The 18,616-nt window shown below is 70.5% G+C and carries 11 protein-coding genes; 5 read left to right on the top strand and 6 right to left on the bottom strand.

Features of this window, described 5'->3' with window-relative positions:
- Positions 1–4: 4 nt before the first annotated feature.
- From ACFYQ5_RS09435 to ACFYQ5_RS09410, 6 genes are read right to left on the bottom strand one after another with little or no spacing between them, the layout of a single operon-like run.
- Complete coding sequence (locus ACFYQ5_RS09435) at positions 5–2,224, bottom strand: glycoside hydrolase N-terminal domain-containing protein (protein WP_389195466.1); 2,220 nt, start codon at positions 2,222–2,224, stop codon at positions 5–7.
- Positions 2,221–4,212, bottom strand: a complete 1,992-nt coding sequence (locus tag ACFYQ5_RS09430) for a beta-galactosidase (protein WP_389195463.1) — start codon at positions 4,210–4,212, stop codon at positions 2,221–2,223. Before ACFYQ5_RS09430 ends, ACFYQ5_RS09435 begins: the two co-directional genes overlap by 4 nt.
- Before the next feature lie 40 nt (positions 4,213–4,252).
- Positions 4,253–6,490: a 1,4-beta-glucanase gene (locus tag ACFYQ5_RS09425; RefSeq protein WP_389195460.1), complete on the bottom strand. Its 2,238-nt coding sequence runs from the start codon at positions 6,488–6,490 to the stop codon at positions 4,253–4,255.
- A 54-nt stretch (positions 6,491–6,544) separates the two neighbouring features.
- Positions 6,545–7,468, bottom strand: coding sequence for a carbohydrate ABC transporter permease (locus ACFYQ5_RS09420; RefSeq protein WP_389196404.1), 924 nt, complete (start codon positions 7,466–7,468; stop codon positions 6,545–6,547).
- Between the two features lie 17 nt (positions 7,469–7,485).
- Positions 7,486–8,502, bottom strand: a complete 1,017-nt coding sequence (locus ACFYQ5_RS09415) for an ABC transporter permease (RefSeq protein WP_389195457.1) — start codon at positions 8,500–8,502, stop codon at positions 7,486–7,488.
- 1 nt (position 8,503) lies between these two features.
- Positions 8,504–10,177, bottom strand: a complete 1,674-nt coding sequence (locus ACFYQ5_RS09410) for an extracellular solute-binding protein (protein WP_389195454.1) — start codon at positions 10,175–10,177, stop codon at positions 8,504–8,506.
- A 412-nt stretch (positions 10,178–10,589) separates the two neighbouring features.
- On the opposite strand from ACFYQ5_RS09410, the gene ACFYQ5_RS09405 reads away from it, so the two are divergent.
- From ACFYQ5_RS09405 to ACFYQ5_RS09385, 5 genes are all read left to right on the top strand, one after another.
- Positions 10,590–13,529 (top strand): glycoside hydrolase family 3 C-terminal domain-containing protein, encoded by a 2,940-nt coding sequence (locus tag ACFYQ5_RS09405; RefSeq protein ID WP_389195451.1) that lies wholly within the window; start codon positions 10,590–10,592, stop codon positions 13,527–13,529.
- Positions 13,526–15,793 (top strand): alpha-xylosidase, encoded by a 2,268-nt coding sequence (gene yicI, locus ACFYQ5_RS09400; RefSeq protein ID WP_389195448.1) that lies wholly within the window; start codon positions 13,526–13,528, stop codon positions 15,791–15,793. The genes ACFYQ5_RS09405 and yicI overlap by 4 nt, the downstream gene beginning before the upstream one ends.
- 180 nt (positions 15,794–15,973) lie before the next feature.
- Complete coding sequence (locus ACFYQ5_RS09395) at positions 15,974–16,774, top strand: ABC transporter substrate-binding protein (protein ID WP_389195445.1); 801 nt, start codon at positions 15,974–15,976, stop codon at positions 16,772–16,774.
- 14 nt (positions 16,775–16,788) lie between these two features.
- A complete protein-coding gene (locus tag ACFYQ5_RS09390; protein WP_389195442.1) occupies positions 16,789–17,574 on the top strand; it encodes an amino acid ABC transporter permease in 786 nt (261 codons plus the stop codon).
- A gap of 5 nt (positions 17,575–17,579) precedes the next feature.
- Positions 17,580–18,416, top strand: coding sequence for an amino acid ABC transporter ATP-binding protein (locus tag ACFYQ5_RS09385; protein WP_389196402.1), 837 nt, complete (start codon positions 17,580–17,582; stop codon positions 18,414–18,416).
- Positions 18,417–18,616: the final 200 nt, after the last annotated feature.

The following is an 18,616-nucleotide window of genomic DNA, read 5'->3' as shown; positions in this document are numbered from 1 at the left end:
CGTGCTACCGCGCCTCCAGGGTGAGGACGCGGTCCACGCCGGCCGTCAACTCCAGTGGAGCCGGCGGATGTCCGGCGGAGGTCTCGGTGAGGACGAGCCCGTCACCCGTACGCAGATCGACCCGGGCGTCCCGGGTGGGACGCAGCACGGCGGTCGCGCCGTCCTCCGACCACCTCAGGTCCAGGTGCGCGCCGAACCGGGTGCGTACGCCCCGGAGTTCACCCGCCGGGTAGGTCGCCGGGACGGCCGGCAGGAGCACCAGGCGGCGCGGCGTCGACTGGACGAGCGACTCGATCACGGCGGCGGGCAGGGTGTGCGCCGCGTCGGCGTTGTAGACGTTCCGGGACGGGTAGTGCGCGCTCATCAGCGAATCGTGGAAGAAGTCACCGCCCAGCACCGCGTCCAGCGCCGCCGCCACCCGGGACGGGTCCCGCAGCCGGGCGGCGATCAGGGCGTGGTGCAGATGCCCGTGGGCGGAGTCGTTCTCCGACCCGCGCAGCTCCAGCGCGCGGTGCGCGGCCGTGGCCAGCTCCGGGGTGTCGTACGGATTGATCCCGTCCAGCGGCCACACCGGGTAGAGGTGGCTCAGATGGCGGTGGTCGTACGTCTCCCGCAGACCGGGCCACGCCCACTCGGCGAGTGCCCCGTCCTCGTTCACCGCGTACGCCGGGAGCCGGGCCGCGAGTGACCGCCAGAGGCCGGCCGACGGATGCCCGGGGGCGTGTTCGGCGGCCGTCGTCAGGGCGTGGTGGGCCGCGGCGATGTCCATCGTGGCGTTCACCGTGACCCAGCTCGCGTTGGCCGGCCGGTTCTCCGGGGAGTACGAGGGCACGACGGCCACGTTTCCGTCCGGGTCCTCGCGGCTGAGGAAGTCCTCGTAGAACAGCGCCACTTCGACCAGAGCGCCGGTCAGGGCGGCGTCCGGGGAGCCCGCCGTGACCTCCACGTGCTCCAGCAGCGGCTGCAGCAGCCAGTCCGCCCCCGCCGTCCACAGATGCAGCGGATAGGCACGCTGGAAGTGCCGGGTGTGCCCGGACTCGCCGTCCGTGTGGGACGGCGCGACGATGCCCCGGGCCCCGAACAGCGCCCGGGCGTTGTCCCGCCAGTCTGCCAACTGGCCGTGCACCAGCGCCGCGTGCGCCTCGGTGACCTCCGGGAGGGCGGCCGCCGCGGCGGAGGCGACCTGCAGGTTGAGATTGGCGTTGGTGGTGAAGGCCCCGGACCAGGCGGTGTCCCAGTCGCCGGTCCACAGGCCGGTCAGCCGGGGCGGCAGCAGCCCGGAGGAGGAGAGCAGGTGGTAGCGGCCCGCCGCGAAGAGCCGCTCCAGCAGCGCGGGGGACTTCGGGGTACGCAGCAGCTCGCTCCCGGACAGCTCCCGCGCGGGCGCGGCATCCCGGAGCACGAACGAGGCGCGCCCGTACGCGGTCCGGTGCAGTGGCCGGTGGCGGGCCAGCAGCGTGGCGTAGTCCTCGGGGGGCAGAGCGGCCCACAGTTCCCCGAGGTCCGGATGGCCCGGACCGCGGACGACCCTGGTCGTCAGAGTGAGGCTCCTGGCGCCTTCGATCCGGATGCCCTCGCCGCCCACGGACACCCTGCCGCCGTCCACCCGGGCCACGGTGACGCCCGTGTACCCGAGCCCGGTGCCCGGGTAGCCCACCCGCAGGGCCAGGCGGGCGCCCTCCGGGGTCAGCACCGTCGAGCGGCCGACCGCCAACTGCGCGGGGGCTCCGGGCAGGCAAGGGTCGAGGACCACGTCGGCGGTCAGCCCGAGGTCGGTGACATGCTGCACGATCACGTCGTCGGCCCGCGACACGAAGGCGCTGCTGTGCCATGCCTCGTACGACGCGGTCACCTCGCCCGTCGTGAAGTCGACCTCGCGCCGGTAACCGGCGACGGCCTCGTGCAGCCCACGGGTACGGCGCACGAGGGTCCGGAACGCCGGATGGAAGGGCTGCACCCACACCAGCGGGCGCCCCGTGCCGAAGTCCTCGGCCGCCGTGGTGTCCCCGGACAGGAGCGCGTCCTGGAGGCGGCCGAGCCGGTCGGCGAGCTCCGGCGGCCGGAGGCCCTCGCTGCCGTTGGGCCGCACCAGGGTGTGGTGGTTGACGATCACCCGGTCGTCCGCCGGATCGCCGAACACCATGGCCCCGTGACGGCCGTTGCCGCTGAGGAAGGCGTCCTCCCAGCGGGTGGCGGGGCAGGGCTCCCACGTGCCGTCGATCATGCGGAGCCGTCCCGGCGTGAGGCGTCCGCGAGCACGGCCACGCCGTAGCGGTCCAGCTCGACACAGCCGTCGGTCCCGGCGCCCGTGAGCAGGTCGACGTTCCGGCCCGGCAGCTCCACCCGGGCGGGTGACCGCCCGTGGTTCAGCAGGAAGAGCAGCTCGCCGCGCCGCACCGCCTCGACTCCGGAGGGCAGCCCCTCCAGCACGGGGCGCACGCCGGCCCCGGCCGCCACCCGGCCGAGCAGTTCGCGCAGCGCCTCGGGCTGGGGCAGCGTGGAGACGTACCACGCGTCGCCCTTGCGGAGCACCGCCGGGAGTCCGTCCAGCTCCCCGCCGCGGTACGCGGCCACCGTCTCCGCGCTGCCGTCGGGTTCCAGCTCCTCCGACCACAGGGTGCCGCCGAAACCGTCGCACTCCACCGTCGCGCCCGCGTCCAGCGGCCACCACTCGTGCACGGTGCGGATCCCGAACAGCTCACGCAGCCGGCCGTCCATGCCACCCGGCCTGATCCGGTCGTCCACGTCCGCGACGCCGGTGAAGAACCCGCACACGAGGGTGCCGCCGCCCCGCACGTACGCGACGAGGTTGTCGATCGCCGCGTCGCCGAGGAGCTGGAGCTGAGGCACGAGCACCATGCGGTACGCGCTCAGGTCGGCTCCAGGACGGGCGAAGTCGGTGCCGATCCCGCTCTCCCACAGCCCCCGGTGCCACGCCTGGAGCAGTTCCGGGTACGAGACGAGGGAGGACGGCCGGCCCTGCTGGGTGCTCGACCACCAGGCGTCCCAGTCGTGCAGCACGGCGACCTCGGCGGACACCCCGGTTCCGCTCACCTCGGCGCCGATCAGGGCGAGTTCGGCGCCGATCCGCTTGACCTCCTGGAACGTGCGGCCGTGCTCGCCGGCGTGGCTCAGCATTCCGGAGTGGAACTTCTCCGCTCCCTGCCGGGACTGCCGCCACTGGAAGTAGCACAGCGCGTCCGCGCCCCTGGCCACCGACTGCAGCGACCAGAGCCGGTTGAGGCCGGCGGGCCTGGGATGGTTGACGGCACGCCAGTTGACCGGCCCGGCCGCCTGCTCCATCACCATCCACGGCCCGCCGGCCTGCGAACGGGTCATGTCGGCGAGCATCGCGTTGTACTGTCCGCCCTGCGGGTCCTTCGGGTCCGGGTAGACGTCGACGGAGACGATGTCCTCCTGCTCCGCCCATGCCCAGGCGTCCTGGCCCGACCACAGCGGCATGAAGTTCGTCGTCACCGGGATGTGCGGGGTGTGGCGAGCGACGATGTCCCGCTCGGCGAGGTAACACTCCATCAGGGCGTCGGAGGTGAACCGCTTGAAGTCCAGCTCCTGCGCGGGGTTTCGCATGTACTGGGCCCGGCGCGGCGGCAGGATCTCCTCCCAGGTGTCGTAGCGCTGGCTCCAGAACGCCGTGCCCCAGGCCTCGTTGAGCGCGTCCAGGGTGGTGTGGCGGGAGGCCAGCCAGCGGCGGAAGTGGGCGCCGGTCTCGTCACACCAGCAGTGCGTGCAGTACTCGTTGTTGATGTGCCACACGGTGAGCGCGGGATGCTCCGCGTACCGTGCCGCGAGATCCTCGGTGAGGGCCGCCGCATAGCGCCGGTACACCGGTGAGCTCGGGCAGAAGTGCTGCCGGGAACCGTAGTTGACGACCGCACCGTCCTCGGTGCGCGGCAGCGTCTCCGGGTGGAGCGCTCCCATCCACGGCGGCGGTGAGGACGTCGGGGTGGCGAGGACGGCACCGATGCCGTGGGCGTGCAGGAGATCCAGCAGCCGGTCCAGCCAGCCGAACTCGCGTGCCCCCGGGCGGGGTTCGATCATCGCCCAGGAGAAGACGCCGACGGTGACGGTGTTGACCCCGGCCTCCTTCATCAGCCGGACGTCATCGGCCCACACCTCCTCGGGCCACTGCTCGGGGTTGTAGTCGCCTCCGAAGAGGACGCGGCCACGGGTGGCGTCGTGCAGGGACGGCATGGACGTCTCGTTCCTCTACGGGGAGTCTCTACGGGGAGCGCTACTGGGGATCTGCGTACTGGATGCCGCGGCCGTTGGTGCCCAGGTAGACACGGCCGTGGACCCGGGGGTCGCCGGTGATGACCTCACCGGTCCACCCCCACCGGTGGGAGTCGTCGTTGATCCGGACCCAGGTCGCGCCCGCGTCGTCCGAGCGCAGCACCTCCACGCCGTCGTACGTCGCGGAGACCCGCCCCGTCTGGAAGACCGCCGGGTATCCGGCCCGGCCGTTCCTCGGGGCGGCCTTGCCGAAGCCGAGGGCGTACGAGGCCTGGCAGCCGGCCACCGGAGCGAACGTGCGGCCGCCGTCCGTGGAGCGCAGCAGCCCGTTGTCCTTGGCGGACAGCCACAGGTCGCCGGAGCGCCCGGGGGCCGCCGCGATGCGGAACTGCACATCGCCCGACGGGAGCCCTTTCGCGCCCTCGGCGAAGGTCGCGCCCCTGTCGGTGGAGAGGAAGACCGCACCCGTGTCCGTGTCGTAGACGTAGAAGCGCGCCGGGTCGAGCGGGTCGGCGACCGGTGTGCCGCCCTTGGGGAACGTGGCCACCTCGGCCCAGGTCGCCCCGCCGTCCGTGGAGCGGTGCGCGGCGTACTTGGTGCCGTCCCAGTGGACGAACGACCACAGCAGCGTCGCCCCGTCGGCGGAGACCGCCACCGGGCCGGGAGCAGAGGGCGCGATCGCCGGCTGGGTGGCGAAGGGCTGCCAGGTCGCCCCGCCGTCGTGGGAGTACGCCCCGGCCGAGTCGGATCCCGAGGGCCAGCCCGTCCGCACGACGTACGACGGCTTCAGCGTGGCCAGGGCGAGGCCGGTCGCCGTGCCGAAGACCGGGTTCGAGGCCATACCGCGCGACGGGGACACGGCCAGGGAGTCATGGCGCATGACCCCGATGTCCCCCAGGCCGCTGAGCAGCGGGGTCCCCGACGGCGGTGCGATCAACTGGCGTACCGACGACTCCTCCAGCCCCCGGATCTCCGGGGCCCAGTGCACCAGGTCGCGCGTCCCGAAGACCGTGGCGCCGGTGCCGTACACGATGTGCCGTGAGTCGTAGGGGTCGACGGCCACGGCCTGGATCCACCAGCCGAACTTGGGCTCCCCGCCCCACTTCAGATACGGCGTCTCCGAGACGTCCAGCACTGCCGTGTCCTTGAGCGAGGTCCAGCTCGCGCCGCCGTCCGTGGAGCGGAACAGGGTGTCCACGGGGCCCCAGCGGTTGTTCGTGGAGACCACGACGGTGCCGGGACGGGAGGCGTCCACGGCCACTCCGCCGTACCCGAACGCGTCGCCGTCGCCCGGGGCCACCGGGGTCACGTCGGTCCAGGCCCCGGTCACCGTGTCGAGGCGGTGCACCGAGCCGTCGGCCTGGTTGTTCGGGCCCGGCCCGTCGGCGTAACTCACGTACAGCGCGCGGCTTCCCGCGTCGTACGCCGCGCGGACCGGCACCTTGGCCGACGCTCCGGAGGACGGCTGTCCGGGGACGGCCTCCCAGCCGCCGGAGGCGGTCGTACGGTGGAGCGCCGTGCCGCCGTCGCCCCAGCCCGCGTACACCGTCCGGCCGGCCGCCACCAGCAGGGTGACGCCCTGGCCGCTCGCCGATGGCGTGGCAGGGAAGGAGGCGTCGGCGGCCCAGGTGGCGCCCCGGTCCGTGGAGCGCAGCAGCCCGTCGTGGCGCGTCCCGAGCCAGAGCGTCCCGCTGTCGCGCGGATCGACCAGGAGCCGCTCGCCGCAGCCCCGGCCGTCCTCGTTGGCCCCGAGACGCACGGTGAGATCCGTACGCGCCCAGGTCGCGCCCCGGTCCTCGGACCGCAGCACCGCGCCCGGGGAGGCGTACGCCTGTGTGTACGTCCCGAGGGCCAGGTACAGCCGGTCCGGGTGCGCCGGGTCGACGGCCATCGCCTCGACGCCCAGCAGGTTCCAGTCGTCCCAGCCGATGTGGTCGGTGAGCGCCGTCCACCGGGACTCCCGGTCGTCCCAGCGGTAGGCGCCGCCGATGTCGGTGCGGGCGTAGGCGAGACCCCGCACTGCCGGGTGGAACAGGACGCCCGTCACGAAGCCCGTCCCGCCGATCGCCGCGGTGCGCCAGCGGTGCGGCTGGGTCTTCGCGGGCCGCCGGGAAGCCACGGCGGCCCCCGCCGAAGGCAGCACGGACGCCGCCGCCGCGGCCACGGCAGCCCCGGCCAGGACGGTACGGCGCCGAGGGTGCGGGGCGGGTTCGGGCTGCGGGACGGACGAAGCGCGCATGACGAGGACCCTCCGGTGGGGGAGTGACGGGGTGGATGCGGGGCGGTGCGGGGTTCAGCCCTTGACGGCGCCGGTGAGCATGCCTTCCTTGAAGTGCTTCTGCACGAACGGCGACAGGACCGCGACAGGGATCAGCGCCAGCACCATGACCGCCATCTGGATGGCGAGCAGCGACAGCTGGCCCGTGTTGATGACCTGCGTCAGACCGGTGGGCCGCTCCTGCTTGAGGACCAGCTGGTTCATCACGTTCTGCAGCGGCATCATGTCCGGGTCGCTGAGGTAGATCGACGCGTTGAACCAGGCGCTCCAGTAACCCACCGCGTAGAACAGTGTGATCACCGCGATGACGGCGCGGGACAGCGGCATGACGATCCTCCACAGGATGCGGAAGTCACCGGCCCCGTCGATGCGCGCGCTCTCGATGAGCTCCTGCGCGGTGCTCATGAAGAAGGCCCGCAGGACCAGGATGTTGAAGACGTTCAGCGCGCTCGGCAGGATCAGTGCCAGATAGGAGTCGGTCAGCCCGAGCCCCTGCACCACCAGGTAGGTGGGGATCAGGCCCGCGCCGAAGAACATCGTGGCGAGCATGAACAGCAGCAGCGGGCGGTGCAGCACGGACCCCGGCCGGGACAGGCCGTACGCGCACATGATCGAGACGGCCATGCTGAAGAGCGTCCCGACCACGGTCACACAGATGCTGATCACGGCCGCGCGGGTGACCTGGCCGCCGCCCAGGAGCTCCTGGTAGGCGACGAACGTGATGCCGCGGGGGATCACCACCAGTCCGCCGGCCTCGGTGATGGTCCTCACCGAGGACAGACTGGTGACGACCACGACCCAGAGCGGGAAGAGGACGGCCAGGCAGATCAGGACCAGGACCACGCCCTTGGAGGCGAGGCCCCCCTTCGACGGCTCCTCCTCCCACACCGGGCGCAGACGGCCGCGCGTTCCCGGCTTCACACCGGCCAAGCCGGTCATACCGGAGAGCAGGCTGCTCACTTCTTGTACACCCCCTGCTCACCCATGAGGTGGGCGACCTTGTTGGCCCCGAGGACCAGCAGCAGACCGAAGATTCCCTTGACGATCCCGACGGCCGCCGCGTAGCTGAACCCGCCGTTGGTGATACCGACGTTCCAGACATAGGTGTCCAGCACCTCGGAGGCACCCGGTCCGACCGCCGTGCGCTGGAGCAGGATCTGCTCGAAGCCGACGGTCAGGGCGTTGCCCACTTGGAGCACCAGCAGCAGGGCCACCACGGGACGCAGGGCGGGCAGGGTGATGTGCCACATCCGGCGCCAGCGGTTCGCGCCGTCCATGGCGCTCGCCTCGTACAGGTCGGGGCTGACGGCCGCCAGGGCGGCGAGGAAGACGATGACGCCCCAGCCGGCGTCCTTCCAGATCATCTCGAAGGTGATCAGGAACTTGAACAGTCCGGGGTCGGTCATCAGGTCGAAACCCTCGTGACCGTTCTCCCGCAGCGTCTGCGCGATCAGCCCGGCGCCGCCGAACATCTGCTGGAACACGGTGACGACCAGGACCCAGGAGAAGAAGTGCGGCAGGTAGAGGATCGCCTGCGCCACCGCCCGGACCCGGGGCCGCACGAAGCTGTTGATGAACAGCGCGAGCAGGATCGGCACCGGGAAGAACAGCGTCAGTTGCAGCAGGAAGATCGCCAGCGTGTTCTTCAGCGCCGACCAGAACAGCCGGTCGTTCACCATCTGCTGGAACCACTCGAACCCGACCCACGGGCTCTGCGCGATCGCCTGGAACGCGTTGTCCGCGATGTACGGGTCGTAGTCCTGGAAGGCGACGACGTTGCCCGCCAGGGGGACGTACGCGAAGACCAGCAACAGCACCATCGCCGGCAGCGTCATCAGGATCATCGTGCGATCCCGGCGCAGCCGGTGCCGGAGCGGCATCTTGCTCGCGACCGGCGGTACGCCGGACGCCTCCGTCTTGACCGGCGGCGTCCGTGACTCCCGCACGCGCCGGCCCTCTGTGCTCAGTGCCATGTCAGGAAGCCGACTCGCCGGTCTCGTCGAGCAGCTTCTTGTACCAGTCGCGCAGCTTGTCGCCGCCCTTGGTCTTCCAGTCCGAGACCTGCTGCTGCATGTCGCCGACCTTCTTACGGCCGCGCACGATGTCCTTCTCGAGGTCCTCGAACTGCGCGTTGAGCTCGGTGTACCGGGTCGGCTCCTGGATCTGCATCCCGTGGAACAGCGGCTTCTTCAGGTGCGCGCCCTGACGCTGCTGCCACTCGATGACCCCCTTGGCGACGTCCGGGTAGTCCGGGTAGGCGCGGTACGGCTTGGAAGTGGCGACGTACTCGTAGGTGGCGAAGACCTCGTTGTTGCCCTGCTCGTTCTTGACGAGGACGCCGTCCTTGAGGGTGTGGTGGGTGCCCTCAAGACCGTATGCCCGCAGGCGCTGTTCCTTGCTCCCGTACGGAGCGGCGGTGAAGTTGGCCAGCGCGAGGAGGTCCTCGACGACCTTCTTGTCGGCTTTCTTGCTGACGAAGCACCAGATGTTGGAGGGGGCGGACTCCCAGAGGACGGGGTCACCGCCGTCGTGGGCGAAGTAGTCCATCGCAGCCATCCGGAAGTCCGGCTTGTCCAGGCGCTGGACGGCGGTCGCGGCATACCAGTCCGAGATGTCCTGGTTGTACATGAGGACGTTGCCGGAGGAGAAGGTGGTGCGAATGTCGCCCGTCTCCGCCTTGGCGTCCGGGTGCACGAAGCCCGCCGAGTACAGCGAGCGCGACCACTCCAGCGCCTCCAGGTACTCCTGGGTCTCGTAGCGGTTCACCAGCTTGCCGTCGACCAGCTGCCAGTAGTAGGGCTTCTCCAGCAGCACCCCGAAGAACTTGAACGCCGACCACGTCATGTCGCTGCACGCCCACACCTTGCTCCTGGGCGCGTTGATCTCCTTGCAGAGGTCGTAGAACTCCTGCGTGGTGGTCGGGACCTCGTACCCCTTCTCCTCGAAGATGTCGGCACGGTAGAAGGGGGCGATGTTGGGCGTGGCCTCGGCGGGCATCGGGATGCCGCGCAGCTGGCCGGCGAAGATGCCGCGCTGCCAGGCGCCGGTGGGAATGGCCGCCAGGTTGGGGTACGCCTTGACCTTGTCGCCCGACAGGTAGGGACCCAGGTCGGCGAACTTGTTGGCGATGGCACTCGGGATCTTGCCGCTGAGCTCCCATTCCGGTACGACGACGGCGTCCGGAATGGCGCTGGAGGCGAGCACGGCGCCGAGCTTCTGCCCGTAGACGTTGCCGTCCTGGTTCTGCCACTTGACCTTGACGCCGGCGGCCGTGTCCATCGCGGTCCAGTAGGCGTTGCCCTGACCGGGCGAGGTGCCCCAGAGCGGCGCCATGATGCTGATCTCGCTGCCCTTGCCCAGCTTCTTCGGCACCGACACGGCCAGCTTGTCGGCGGGGAGCGCCGTGGTGAAACCGTCGGCGGAGCCGTTCTTGCTGGGGATGTCAGGGGTGACGGTCTTCGAGGGCACGTAGGCCGGAAGGATGTCCTTCAGCTTCTTGCCCGTGGTCGTGCCCTCGTTCTTCGCGCCGCCGGAACCGCCGCCGCAGGCGGCGAGGAGCGGCATCCCGCCGCCCACGGCTGCCGCGACAACCACGGAGGAGGCGAGGAATCGTCTCCGGCTGGGAGCGGAGGGGGAGTTCGGCGTCATTGCGTCAACCCTTCGTGGTGCAACAGGACGGCCCGCGGCGGCGGCTGCCGCTCGGCCCTGTGTCTGAGGTAGGGGCGTTACCGGCCCAGCCGGTCGGCACGGCACCGGCTGGGCTGAAGCGGTCAACGGGCTGCCTCGTCGAAGCGCTTCGATGTTGCAGCGAGATTAAGTGAAGGGTTCCGGCCGCACAAGAGTTCGTTTCGATATTCCTCCGACGTGTTTCCGAACCGTTTCTCGGTGTGGCGCGGCTTCGATGTGTCCGGAAGAGTCTCTTTGGGCCTGTCACACCCTTGACACCTGCGGGGTCGGCCGCAGAGCATCGAAGCGCTTCGAAAGATCTTCCCTTCGCGTCGACGGTCCTTTCGCTGCCCGACGCCCCGAAAACCTCCCACCTCTCCAAGGGGACCCGCACGTGACGGACCATCCGCTTCCCTTCCGCGACCCGCAGCTGTCCTTCTCCCGGCGCACCGACGATCTGCTCGGACGGCTCACGCTCGACGAGCGGATCGCGATGCTGCACCAGTTCGCCCCGGCGGTGGAGCGGCTGGGCCTCGGCCCGTTCCGGACCGGACAGGAGGCCCTGCACGGGGTCGCCTGGATGGGGCCCGCCACCGTCTTCCCGCAGGCCGTCGGTCTCGGTGCCACCTGGAACGACGCCCTGGTCCGCCGGATCGGCGAGGCCGTCGGCAACGAGGTGCGCGCCAAGCGCGCCCAGGACGACCGCGTCGGGCTCAACGTCTGGGCGCCGACCGTGAACCTGCTGCGCCACCCGCTGTGGGGCCGTGGCGAGGAGGGGTACTCCGAGGACCCCGCCCTGACCTCCGCCATCGCCGTCGCCTACACCCGCGGTCTGCGCGGCGACGACCCCCACTACTGGCGCACCGCCCCCGTGCTCAAGCACTGGCTCGCGCACAACAACGAGACCGACCGCGACACCGCCTCTTCCTCGGTCCGCCCGCGCGTGCTGCACGAGTACGACCTGAGGGCCTTCCGTGACGCCGTACAGGCCGGAGCGGTGGCCGGGGTCATGCCCGCGTACAACCTGGTCAACGGCCGTCCGAACCATGTCTCCCCGCTCCTGGGGCAGCACCTGCGGAGCTGGACCGACCAGCCGCTCGTCGTCTGCTCGGACGCGGGCGCGCCCTCCAACCTGGTCGATTCCGAGCACTACTTCGACACCCACGAGGAGGCCACCGCCGCCTCCCTGAAGGCCGGCGTCGACAGCTTCACCGACCACGGCACGGACTCCACCGTCATGACCGGCCGCATCCGCGACGCACTCGCCAAGGGGCTCATCGACGAGAGCGACATCGACACGGCGGTCCGCCGGCTGCTCGCGATGCGCTTCGCACTCGGCGAGTTCGACCCGGAGCTCGATCCGTACGCGCACGTGGACGACCTGGACACCGAGGAGCACCGGGCGCTCGCCCTGGAGGCCGCGGAACAGGCCGTCGTCCTGCTGAAGAACGACGGCCTGCTGCCGCTGGAGCCGGAGCAGGGCCGGACCGTCGCAGTGGTCGGGCTCCTCGCGGACGCCTGCAAGCTGGACTGGTACAGCGGCACGCTCATGCACCGCTCCACGCCGCTCGACGGAATCCGCGAGCGGTACGGCGCCGAGAACGTCCTCTTCGCGGAAGGCGCGGACCGGATCCGGCTGAAGTGCTCCGACGGCTGGCTCCGGGTGCCCGCCGCCGACGGGACGGCGGACGGAGAGGCGCGGGGCGCGGAAGGCGCCCTGGACCCGGCCCTCCTCGCCGGCCGTACCGATCTGCCCCCGCTGACCTGCGGCGAGGAGGCCACCGAACTGGCGCTCGTCGACTGGGGCGACGGTGTCCTCACCCTGCGCACGGACGAAGGGCTGTACCTGTCCGTCGCCGACGACGGATACGTCAGGGCGTCCGCGGACGAGCCGGGCGGCTGGGTCGTCCAGGAGACGTTCCGTCTGGAAGCGGTGGAGGGACACGACGGCGGGCACCGCCTTCTGCACATCGGGACCGGTGGGTACGTGTCGGTCGCCGCCGACGGCGCGAAGGTTGCCGACTCCGGCGAGAAGATTTCCCGGGACGCCGCCACGGTCTTCGAGCAGGAGACCGTCGAGCACGGCGCCGACGCCGTGGCCCGGGCCGCCGCGGCCGCCGACACCGTGATCGTCGTCGCGGGCAACGACCCCCACATCAACGGCCGTGAGACCGAGGACCGTACGACCCTCGCCCTCCCCGCCCAGCAGGACCGCCTGTGGCGCGCCGCGCACGCCGCCAACCCGCGCACGGTCCTCGTCCTGGCCTCCGCCTACCCGTACGCGGTCACTGACGCGGCGGACGGGCTGCCGGCCTTGCTCTGGACGGCACACGGCGGCCAGGCCGCGGGCACCGCGCTCGCCCGCGTCCTCGCCGGTGACGTGTCCCCGGCCGGCCGGCTCCCGCAGACCTGGTACGCGAGCGACGACGATCTGCCCGACCTGTTCGACTACGACATCATCGGCTCCCGGCAGACCTACCTCTACTTCCAGCGCACCCCGCTCTTCCCATTCGGCCACGGCCTCGGCTACGCCGGCTTCACCTACTCCGGACTGCGGGCGGAGGTGGACGGCGAGCGGCTGCGGGTGTCACTGACCGTCATCCACGACGGCGGGTCCGCCGCCGACGAGGTGGCCCAGATCTACGTCCGCGCGGCTGCGCCCACGGAGCCGGACCGGCCCGCCGTCAAGGGCCTCGGGCCCCGGCTGCCCGCCCTGCGCGAGCCCTCGGACCTGCCACGGCTCAAGCTGGCCGCCCATCGCCGGGTGCACCTGGCCCCCGGCGCGGCGGAGCGCGTCGATTTCGACGTGGCCGTCGAGGAATTGGGTCACTGGAGCGTGGCGCACGGACGGTGGAGCGTCGAGCCCGGAACGTACGAGATCCTCGCCGGCGCGTCGAGCGCCGACATCCGGCTCACCGCCACGGTGGTCGTCGACGGCGAAGCGCAGGGCCCCCGCCCGGTGGCTGCACACGGCCTGGACGCCGCCGACTACGACCAGCAGCGGGGCACGGAGATCGTCGACCGCGCGAAGACGGAGGGTGACGCCGTCGCGCCCGCCTCCACCGGCGAGGAGGGGCGGCTCGTCTACCGGGCCTGCGACTTCGGGGAGGGCGTGGCCGGCCTGTCGTTCCTGGTCTCGGGGGCGGGGACCGTCTCCGTGAGCGCGGGCGGGCACGGCTCGCTGATCCACTTCCCGTCCACGGGTGGCCCGTACGACTACCGGGCCGTCGAGGTCGCACTCGGCCTCAGTGGGGTGCACGAACTGAGCATCGGCCTCACGGGGACCGTGCGTCTCGCCCGTATCGACGTCGTTCCCGGTAAGGAGTCCGCATGAGGTTCACCGACGGCTTCTGGCTGATGCGTGAGGGCGTCCGCGCCTCGTACGCGACCGAGATCCGTGATCTGCGGGTCGACGCCGACCGGTTCACCGCGTACGCGGCGGTCAAGCGTGTCGCGGCGCGCGGCGACACGCTCAACACCCCGCTGATCACCGTCGAATGCTTCTCCCCCGCCGAGGGGATCATCGGCGTACGCACCACCCATCACGCGGGCACGGTCCGGCGGGGGCCGGACTTCACGCTCCTGGCGGACGGCACCACGGCGCCCGCGGCCCGCACCCGCCGGGACGGCGCGGTCACCGAACTCACCAGTGGTCCACTGACGTTGCGCATGGACGGCGACGGGCCCTGGGGCATCACCTTCCTCGACGCCGACGGCCGTCGCCTCACCGGAGTGGACCCGAAAGGCACGGCGTTCGCGACCACTCCCGACGGAATCCACCACATGATCGCCCAACTCGCCCTGGATGTCGGCGAGAACGTCTACGGCCTCGGCGAGCGCTTCACGCCGTACGTGAAGAACGGCCAGACCGTCGACATCTGGCAGGCGGACGGCGGCACCAGCAGTGAACTGGCTTACAAGAACATCCCGTTCTATCTGTCCTCGCGCGGCTACGGCGTCTTCGTCAACCACCCCGGCAAGGTCTCCTTCGAGGTCGGCTCGGAGTCCGTCGGACAGGTGCAGTTCAGCGTCGAGGACCAGTCGCTCGAGTACTACATCGTCGCCGGCCCGACCCCGAAGGACGTCCTGTCCCGCTACACCGCCCTGACCGGCCGGCCCGCGCTGCCCCCGGCCTGGTCGTTCGGCCTCTGGCTCACCACGTCCTTCTGCACCTCCTACGACGAGGAGACCGTCACCTCCTTCGTCGACGGGATGGCCGAGCGCGGTATCCCGCTCAGCGTCTTCCACTTCGACTGCTTCTGGATGCGCGAGTACCAGTGGTCGGACTTCCTCTGGGACCCCGAGGTCTTCCCCGACCCGGAGGGGATGCTGGCGCGCCTCAAGGAGCGCGGACTGCGCATCAGCATGTGGATCAACCCCTACATCGCCCAGAAGTCGGCCCTGTTCGCGGAGGGCGCCGAACACGGCTACCTGGTGCGGCGGCCCAACGGCGACATCTGGCAGTGGGACCTGTGGCAGCCGGGCATGGCGTTGGTCGACTTCACCAACCCGGCCGCCCGCGCCTGGTACGACGACAAGCTGCGGGCCCTGCTCGACCAGGGCGTCGACTGCTTCAAGACGGACTTCGGCGAGCGCATCCCGACGGACGTCGTCTGGCACGACGGCTCCGACCCCGAGCGGATGCACAACTACTACGCGCAGATCTACAACCGCACCGTCTTCGAACTCCTGGAGAAGGAACGCGGTGCCGGGGAGGCGGTGCTCTTCGCCCGGTCCGCCACGGCGGGCGGACAGCAGTTCCCGGTGCACTGGGGCGGCGACTGCTTCGCCTCCTTCACCGCCATGGCGGAGTCCCTGCGCGGCGGCCTCTCGCTGTCGCTGTCCGGCTTCGGCTTCTGGAGCCACGACATCGGCGGCTTCGAGGGCACCCCCGACCCGGCGGTCTTCAAGCGCTGGCTGGCCTTCGGCCTGCTCTCCTCGCACAGCCGGCTCCACGGCAACGTCTCCTACCGTGTGCCGTGGGAGTTCGGCGAGGAAGCCGTCGACGTGGCACGGAAGTTCACCCTCCTCAAACACCGGCTCATGCCCTATCTCTACGGGGTGGCCGCCGAGGCACACCGTACGGGCATCCCGATGATGCGACCGATGCTGGCGGAGTTCCCCGGCGACCCGGCCTCCCGCACCTTGGACCGGCAGTACATGCTCGGCCCGGACCTGCTGGTCGCCCCGGTCTTCACGGAGGACGGCGCGGTCGAGTACTACGTCCCCGAGGGCACCTGGACCTCGCTGCTCACCGGTGAGCGGCTCACCGGCCCCGCCTGGCGGCACGAGACGCACGGCTTCGACAGCCTGCCCCTGCTCGTCAGGGACGGCGCCGTACTGCCGTGGGGCGCCGACGACCAGCGCCCGGACGGCGACTGGCTGGACGGCCTCACCCTGCGGGTCTTCGGGTCCGGGACGGACGAGCGCACGGTCGTCGTCCCGGACCTGACCGGCAGCCCTGCGGCGACGTTCCGCGTCGTACGCGACGACTCGGGCACACGCGTCACGGCGGAGGGTACGGACCGCCCCTACCGCGTGGTCGTCGAGGAGTCCGGGACGGTGGGGGAGGGAACCGGAACGGTGTCTCCCGCCTGACCGCCCGAGCGCGGCGAGGCAGCCCCCACAGAGGTCCGGTGCGAAGGTGCCGGGCCTCTGTCGCGCCGTCAGGTCACGGGAACACGGGCCCCACAGGCGAGATCCGGCGCATCCGATGGCAAGATCAATGCAACTCACTGACGAAGTGGGGTCGTTGACCGGACAAACTCTGGAGACGTCGTGTCCGCTCGTTCCGCACTGCCTGTCATATTCACCGCCACCCTCACCGCAGTCGCCGTACTCACGGGCTGCACCAGCACCAAGCCCTCCGCGTCCGGCGGAACGGAACTGGAGTTGGTGAAGTCCGGCAAGCTCACCACCTGCACGCACCTGCCGTATGAACCCTTCCAGGTCCGCAAGGGTGACGCCGTCGTCGGCTTCGACGTGGACCTCGTCGATCTGGTCGCCAAGAAGCTCAAGGTCACCCAGGAGATCGTGGACACACCCTTCGAAGGCATCCAGACCGGCGAGGACCTCAACGCCCGCAAGTGCGATCTGGCCGCGGCGGGCATGACGATCACGCCGGTACGCGCGAAGAACCTGGACTTCTCCGTCGGCTACTTCGACGCCACACAGGCCCTGATCACCAAGAAGGGTTCCTCCTTCACCTCGCTGGCAAGCCTCGACGGAAAGAAGCTCGGGGTCCAGCAGGGCACCACGGGAGAGACCTACGCGCAGAAGAACGCCAAGGGCGTGACGACCGTGCAGTTCGAGGACCTGGCCCTGCTGCTCACCGCCGTGAAGACCGGACAGGTCGATGCCGCGGTGAACGACAACGGCGTGCTCTTCGAGTACGTACGGAAGAACCCGGACACCCAGGTCACCGCCGAGTTCGACACGGGGGAGGAGTACGGCATCGGGGTGCGCACCGGAAACGACGCCCTGCGCAAGGAGATCGACGCGGTGCTCGCCGACGCCAAGTCCGACGGCAGCTACGACCGGATCTACAAGAAGTGGTTCCCCGCCGCTCCCAAGAAGTGAGGAAACCGTTACCGATGTCCCTATCCCGCAGACAGCGGACCCGTGCCATCCGGGGAGTTCAGTACGCTGTCCTCGCCGTCGTACTGCTCGTAGTCGCCCTTGCCGCCGACTGGGGTGAGATCCGACGGGCGTTCTTCGATGTCGAAGTCGCCAAGGCGCAGTTCCCCGACATCATCACCACCGCCCTGCTCAACACCGTGGTCTACACCCTGCTCGGCTTCGGTTTCGGACTGGCCGCAGGGCTGCTGCTCGCACTGATGAGACTGTCGCGCGTCCCGCCGTACCGCTGGCTGGCCGTCGCGTACATCGAGTTCTTCCGCGGAGTCCCCGCGCTGCTGGTCTTCATCGCCCTCGGCTTCGGCGTACCGCTCGCCTTCCAGGTGGCGCTCAACCAGTACGTGACCGTCATGCTGGCACTCGGCCTCGTCGGCGCGGCCTACATGGCGGAGACGATACGGGCGGGAATCCAGGCGGTCCCGAAGGGGCAGATGGAAGCGGCGCGTTCGCTGGGAATGTCGCAGCCCCGGGCCATGGTGTCCATCATCATCCCGCAGGCCCTGCGCATCGTCCTGCCGCCGCTCACCAACGAACTGATCCTGCTGACCAAGGACTCGTCCCTGGTGTACTTGCTGGGCCTGTCGCTCTCCCAGTACGAGCTGGCCAAGTTCGGCCGGGACGCCCTGAACCAGAATCGCAGCCTGACGCCGATCCTTATCGCCGGTCTGTGCTACCTGATCATCACTCTGCCGCTCGGCCACCTGGTCCGGCGGCTCGAAGCGCGTACGGCGAAGGCGAGGTGACCGTGGTGAAGGAGGTTTCGACGGCAGACGGCGCGGCGGCGGTGAGCGGGCCGGCGATCGACGTGCGCGGCCTGCGCAAGTCGTTCGGCACGCTGGAGGTGCTCGCGGGCATCGACTTCTCGGTCGCCCGGGGCGAGGTGGTGTGTGTCATCGGCCCGTCCGGTTCGGGCAAGTCCACGCTGCTGCGTTGCGTGAACCTGTTGGAGGAGCCCACGTCGGGGACGGTCACGGTGGCCGGTGCCGAAGTCACCGACCCGGACGTGGACATCGACAAGGTACGCCGGCGGATCGGCATGGTCTTCCAGTCGTTCAACCTGTTCCCACACCTCACGGCACTGGAGAACCTGACGCTCCCCCAGCGGCGCGTGCTCGGGCGTGACAAGGCGGAGGCGGCGCGGATCGCTCGCGAACGGCTGGCCCGGGTGGGCCTGACCGACAAGGAGTCCGCCTACCCGGCGCAGTTGTCCGGCGGCCAGCAGCAGCGGGTGGCCATCGCGCGGGCGCTGGCCATGGATCCGGAACTGATGCTCTTCGACGAGCCCACCTCCGCGCTCGACCCGGAACTGGTGGGGGACGTCCTGGCCGTGATGCGCTCACTGGCCGACGAGGGGATGACGATGCTCGTCGTCACCCATGAGATGAGTTTCGCCAAGGAGGTCGCGGACCGCGTCGTCTTCATGGACGGCGGAGTCATCGTGGAGGAGGGAACCCCGGAGCGGGTGATCGGCGCGCCCCGTCATGCCCGTACCCGATCCTTCCTCGCACGCCTGCTGACCCCGGCCACCGCGGACCTGACGGAGACGGCCGCCGACGGGACGGGGAAGCGGCCGGGCCCGGTGTAGCCGTGCTGCCGGGGCGGACAGGTGACGCGTACGTGGGTGAGCCGTGGTGGAACGTCCGGATCGGTACGGCATGGCGTGGTCCTCGCACCTGGAACAGCTGCGAGGTCCGGCCGAACACGTGCAGGATGCCCGAACCGACTCCGTGCTCGTGCTCCGGCTGCTGTCGCTGATCGTCCATGCCCCACGTCTCCCGTGCCGTC

The organism is Streptomyces sp. NPDC005794 (genome assembly GCF_042871445.1).
GTDB lineage: Bacteria > Actinomycetota > Actinomycetes > Streptomycetales > Streptomycetaceae > Streptomyces.
The sequence above is the reverse complement of the archived record's forward strand: the minus strand, read 5'-3'. Positions and strand labels throughout refer to the sequence as shown.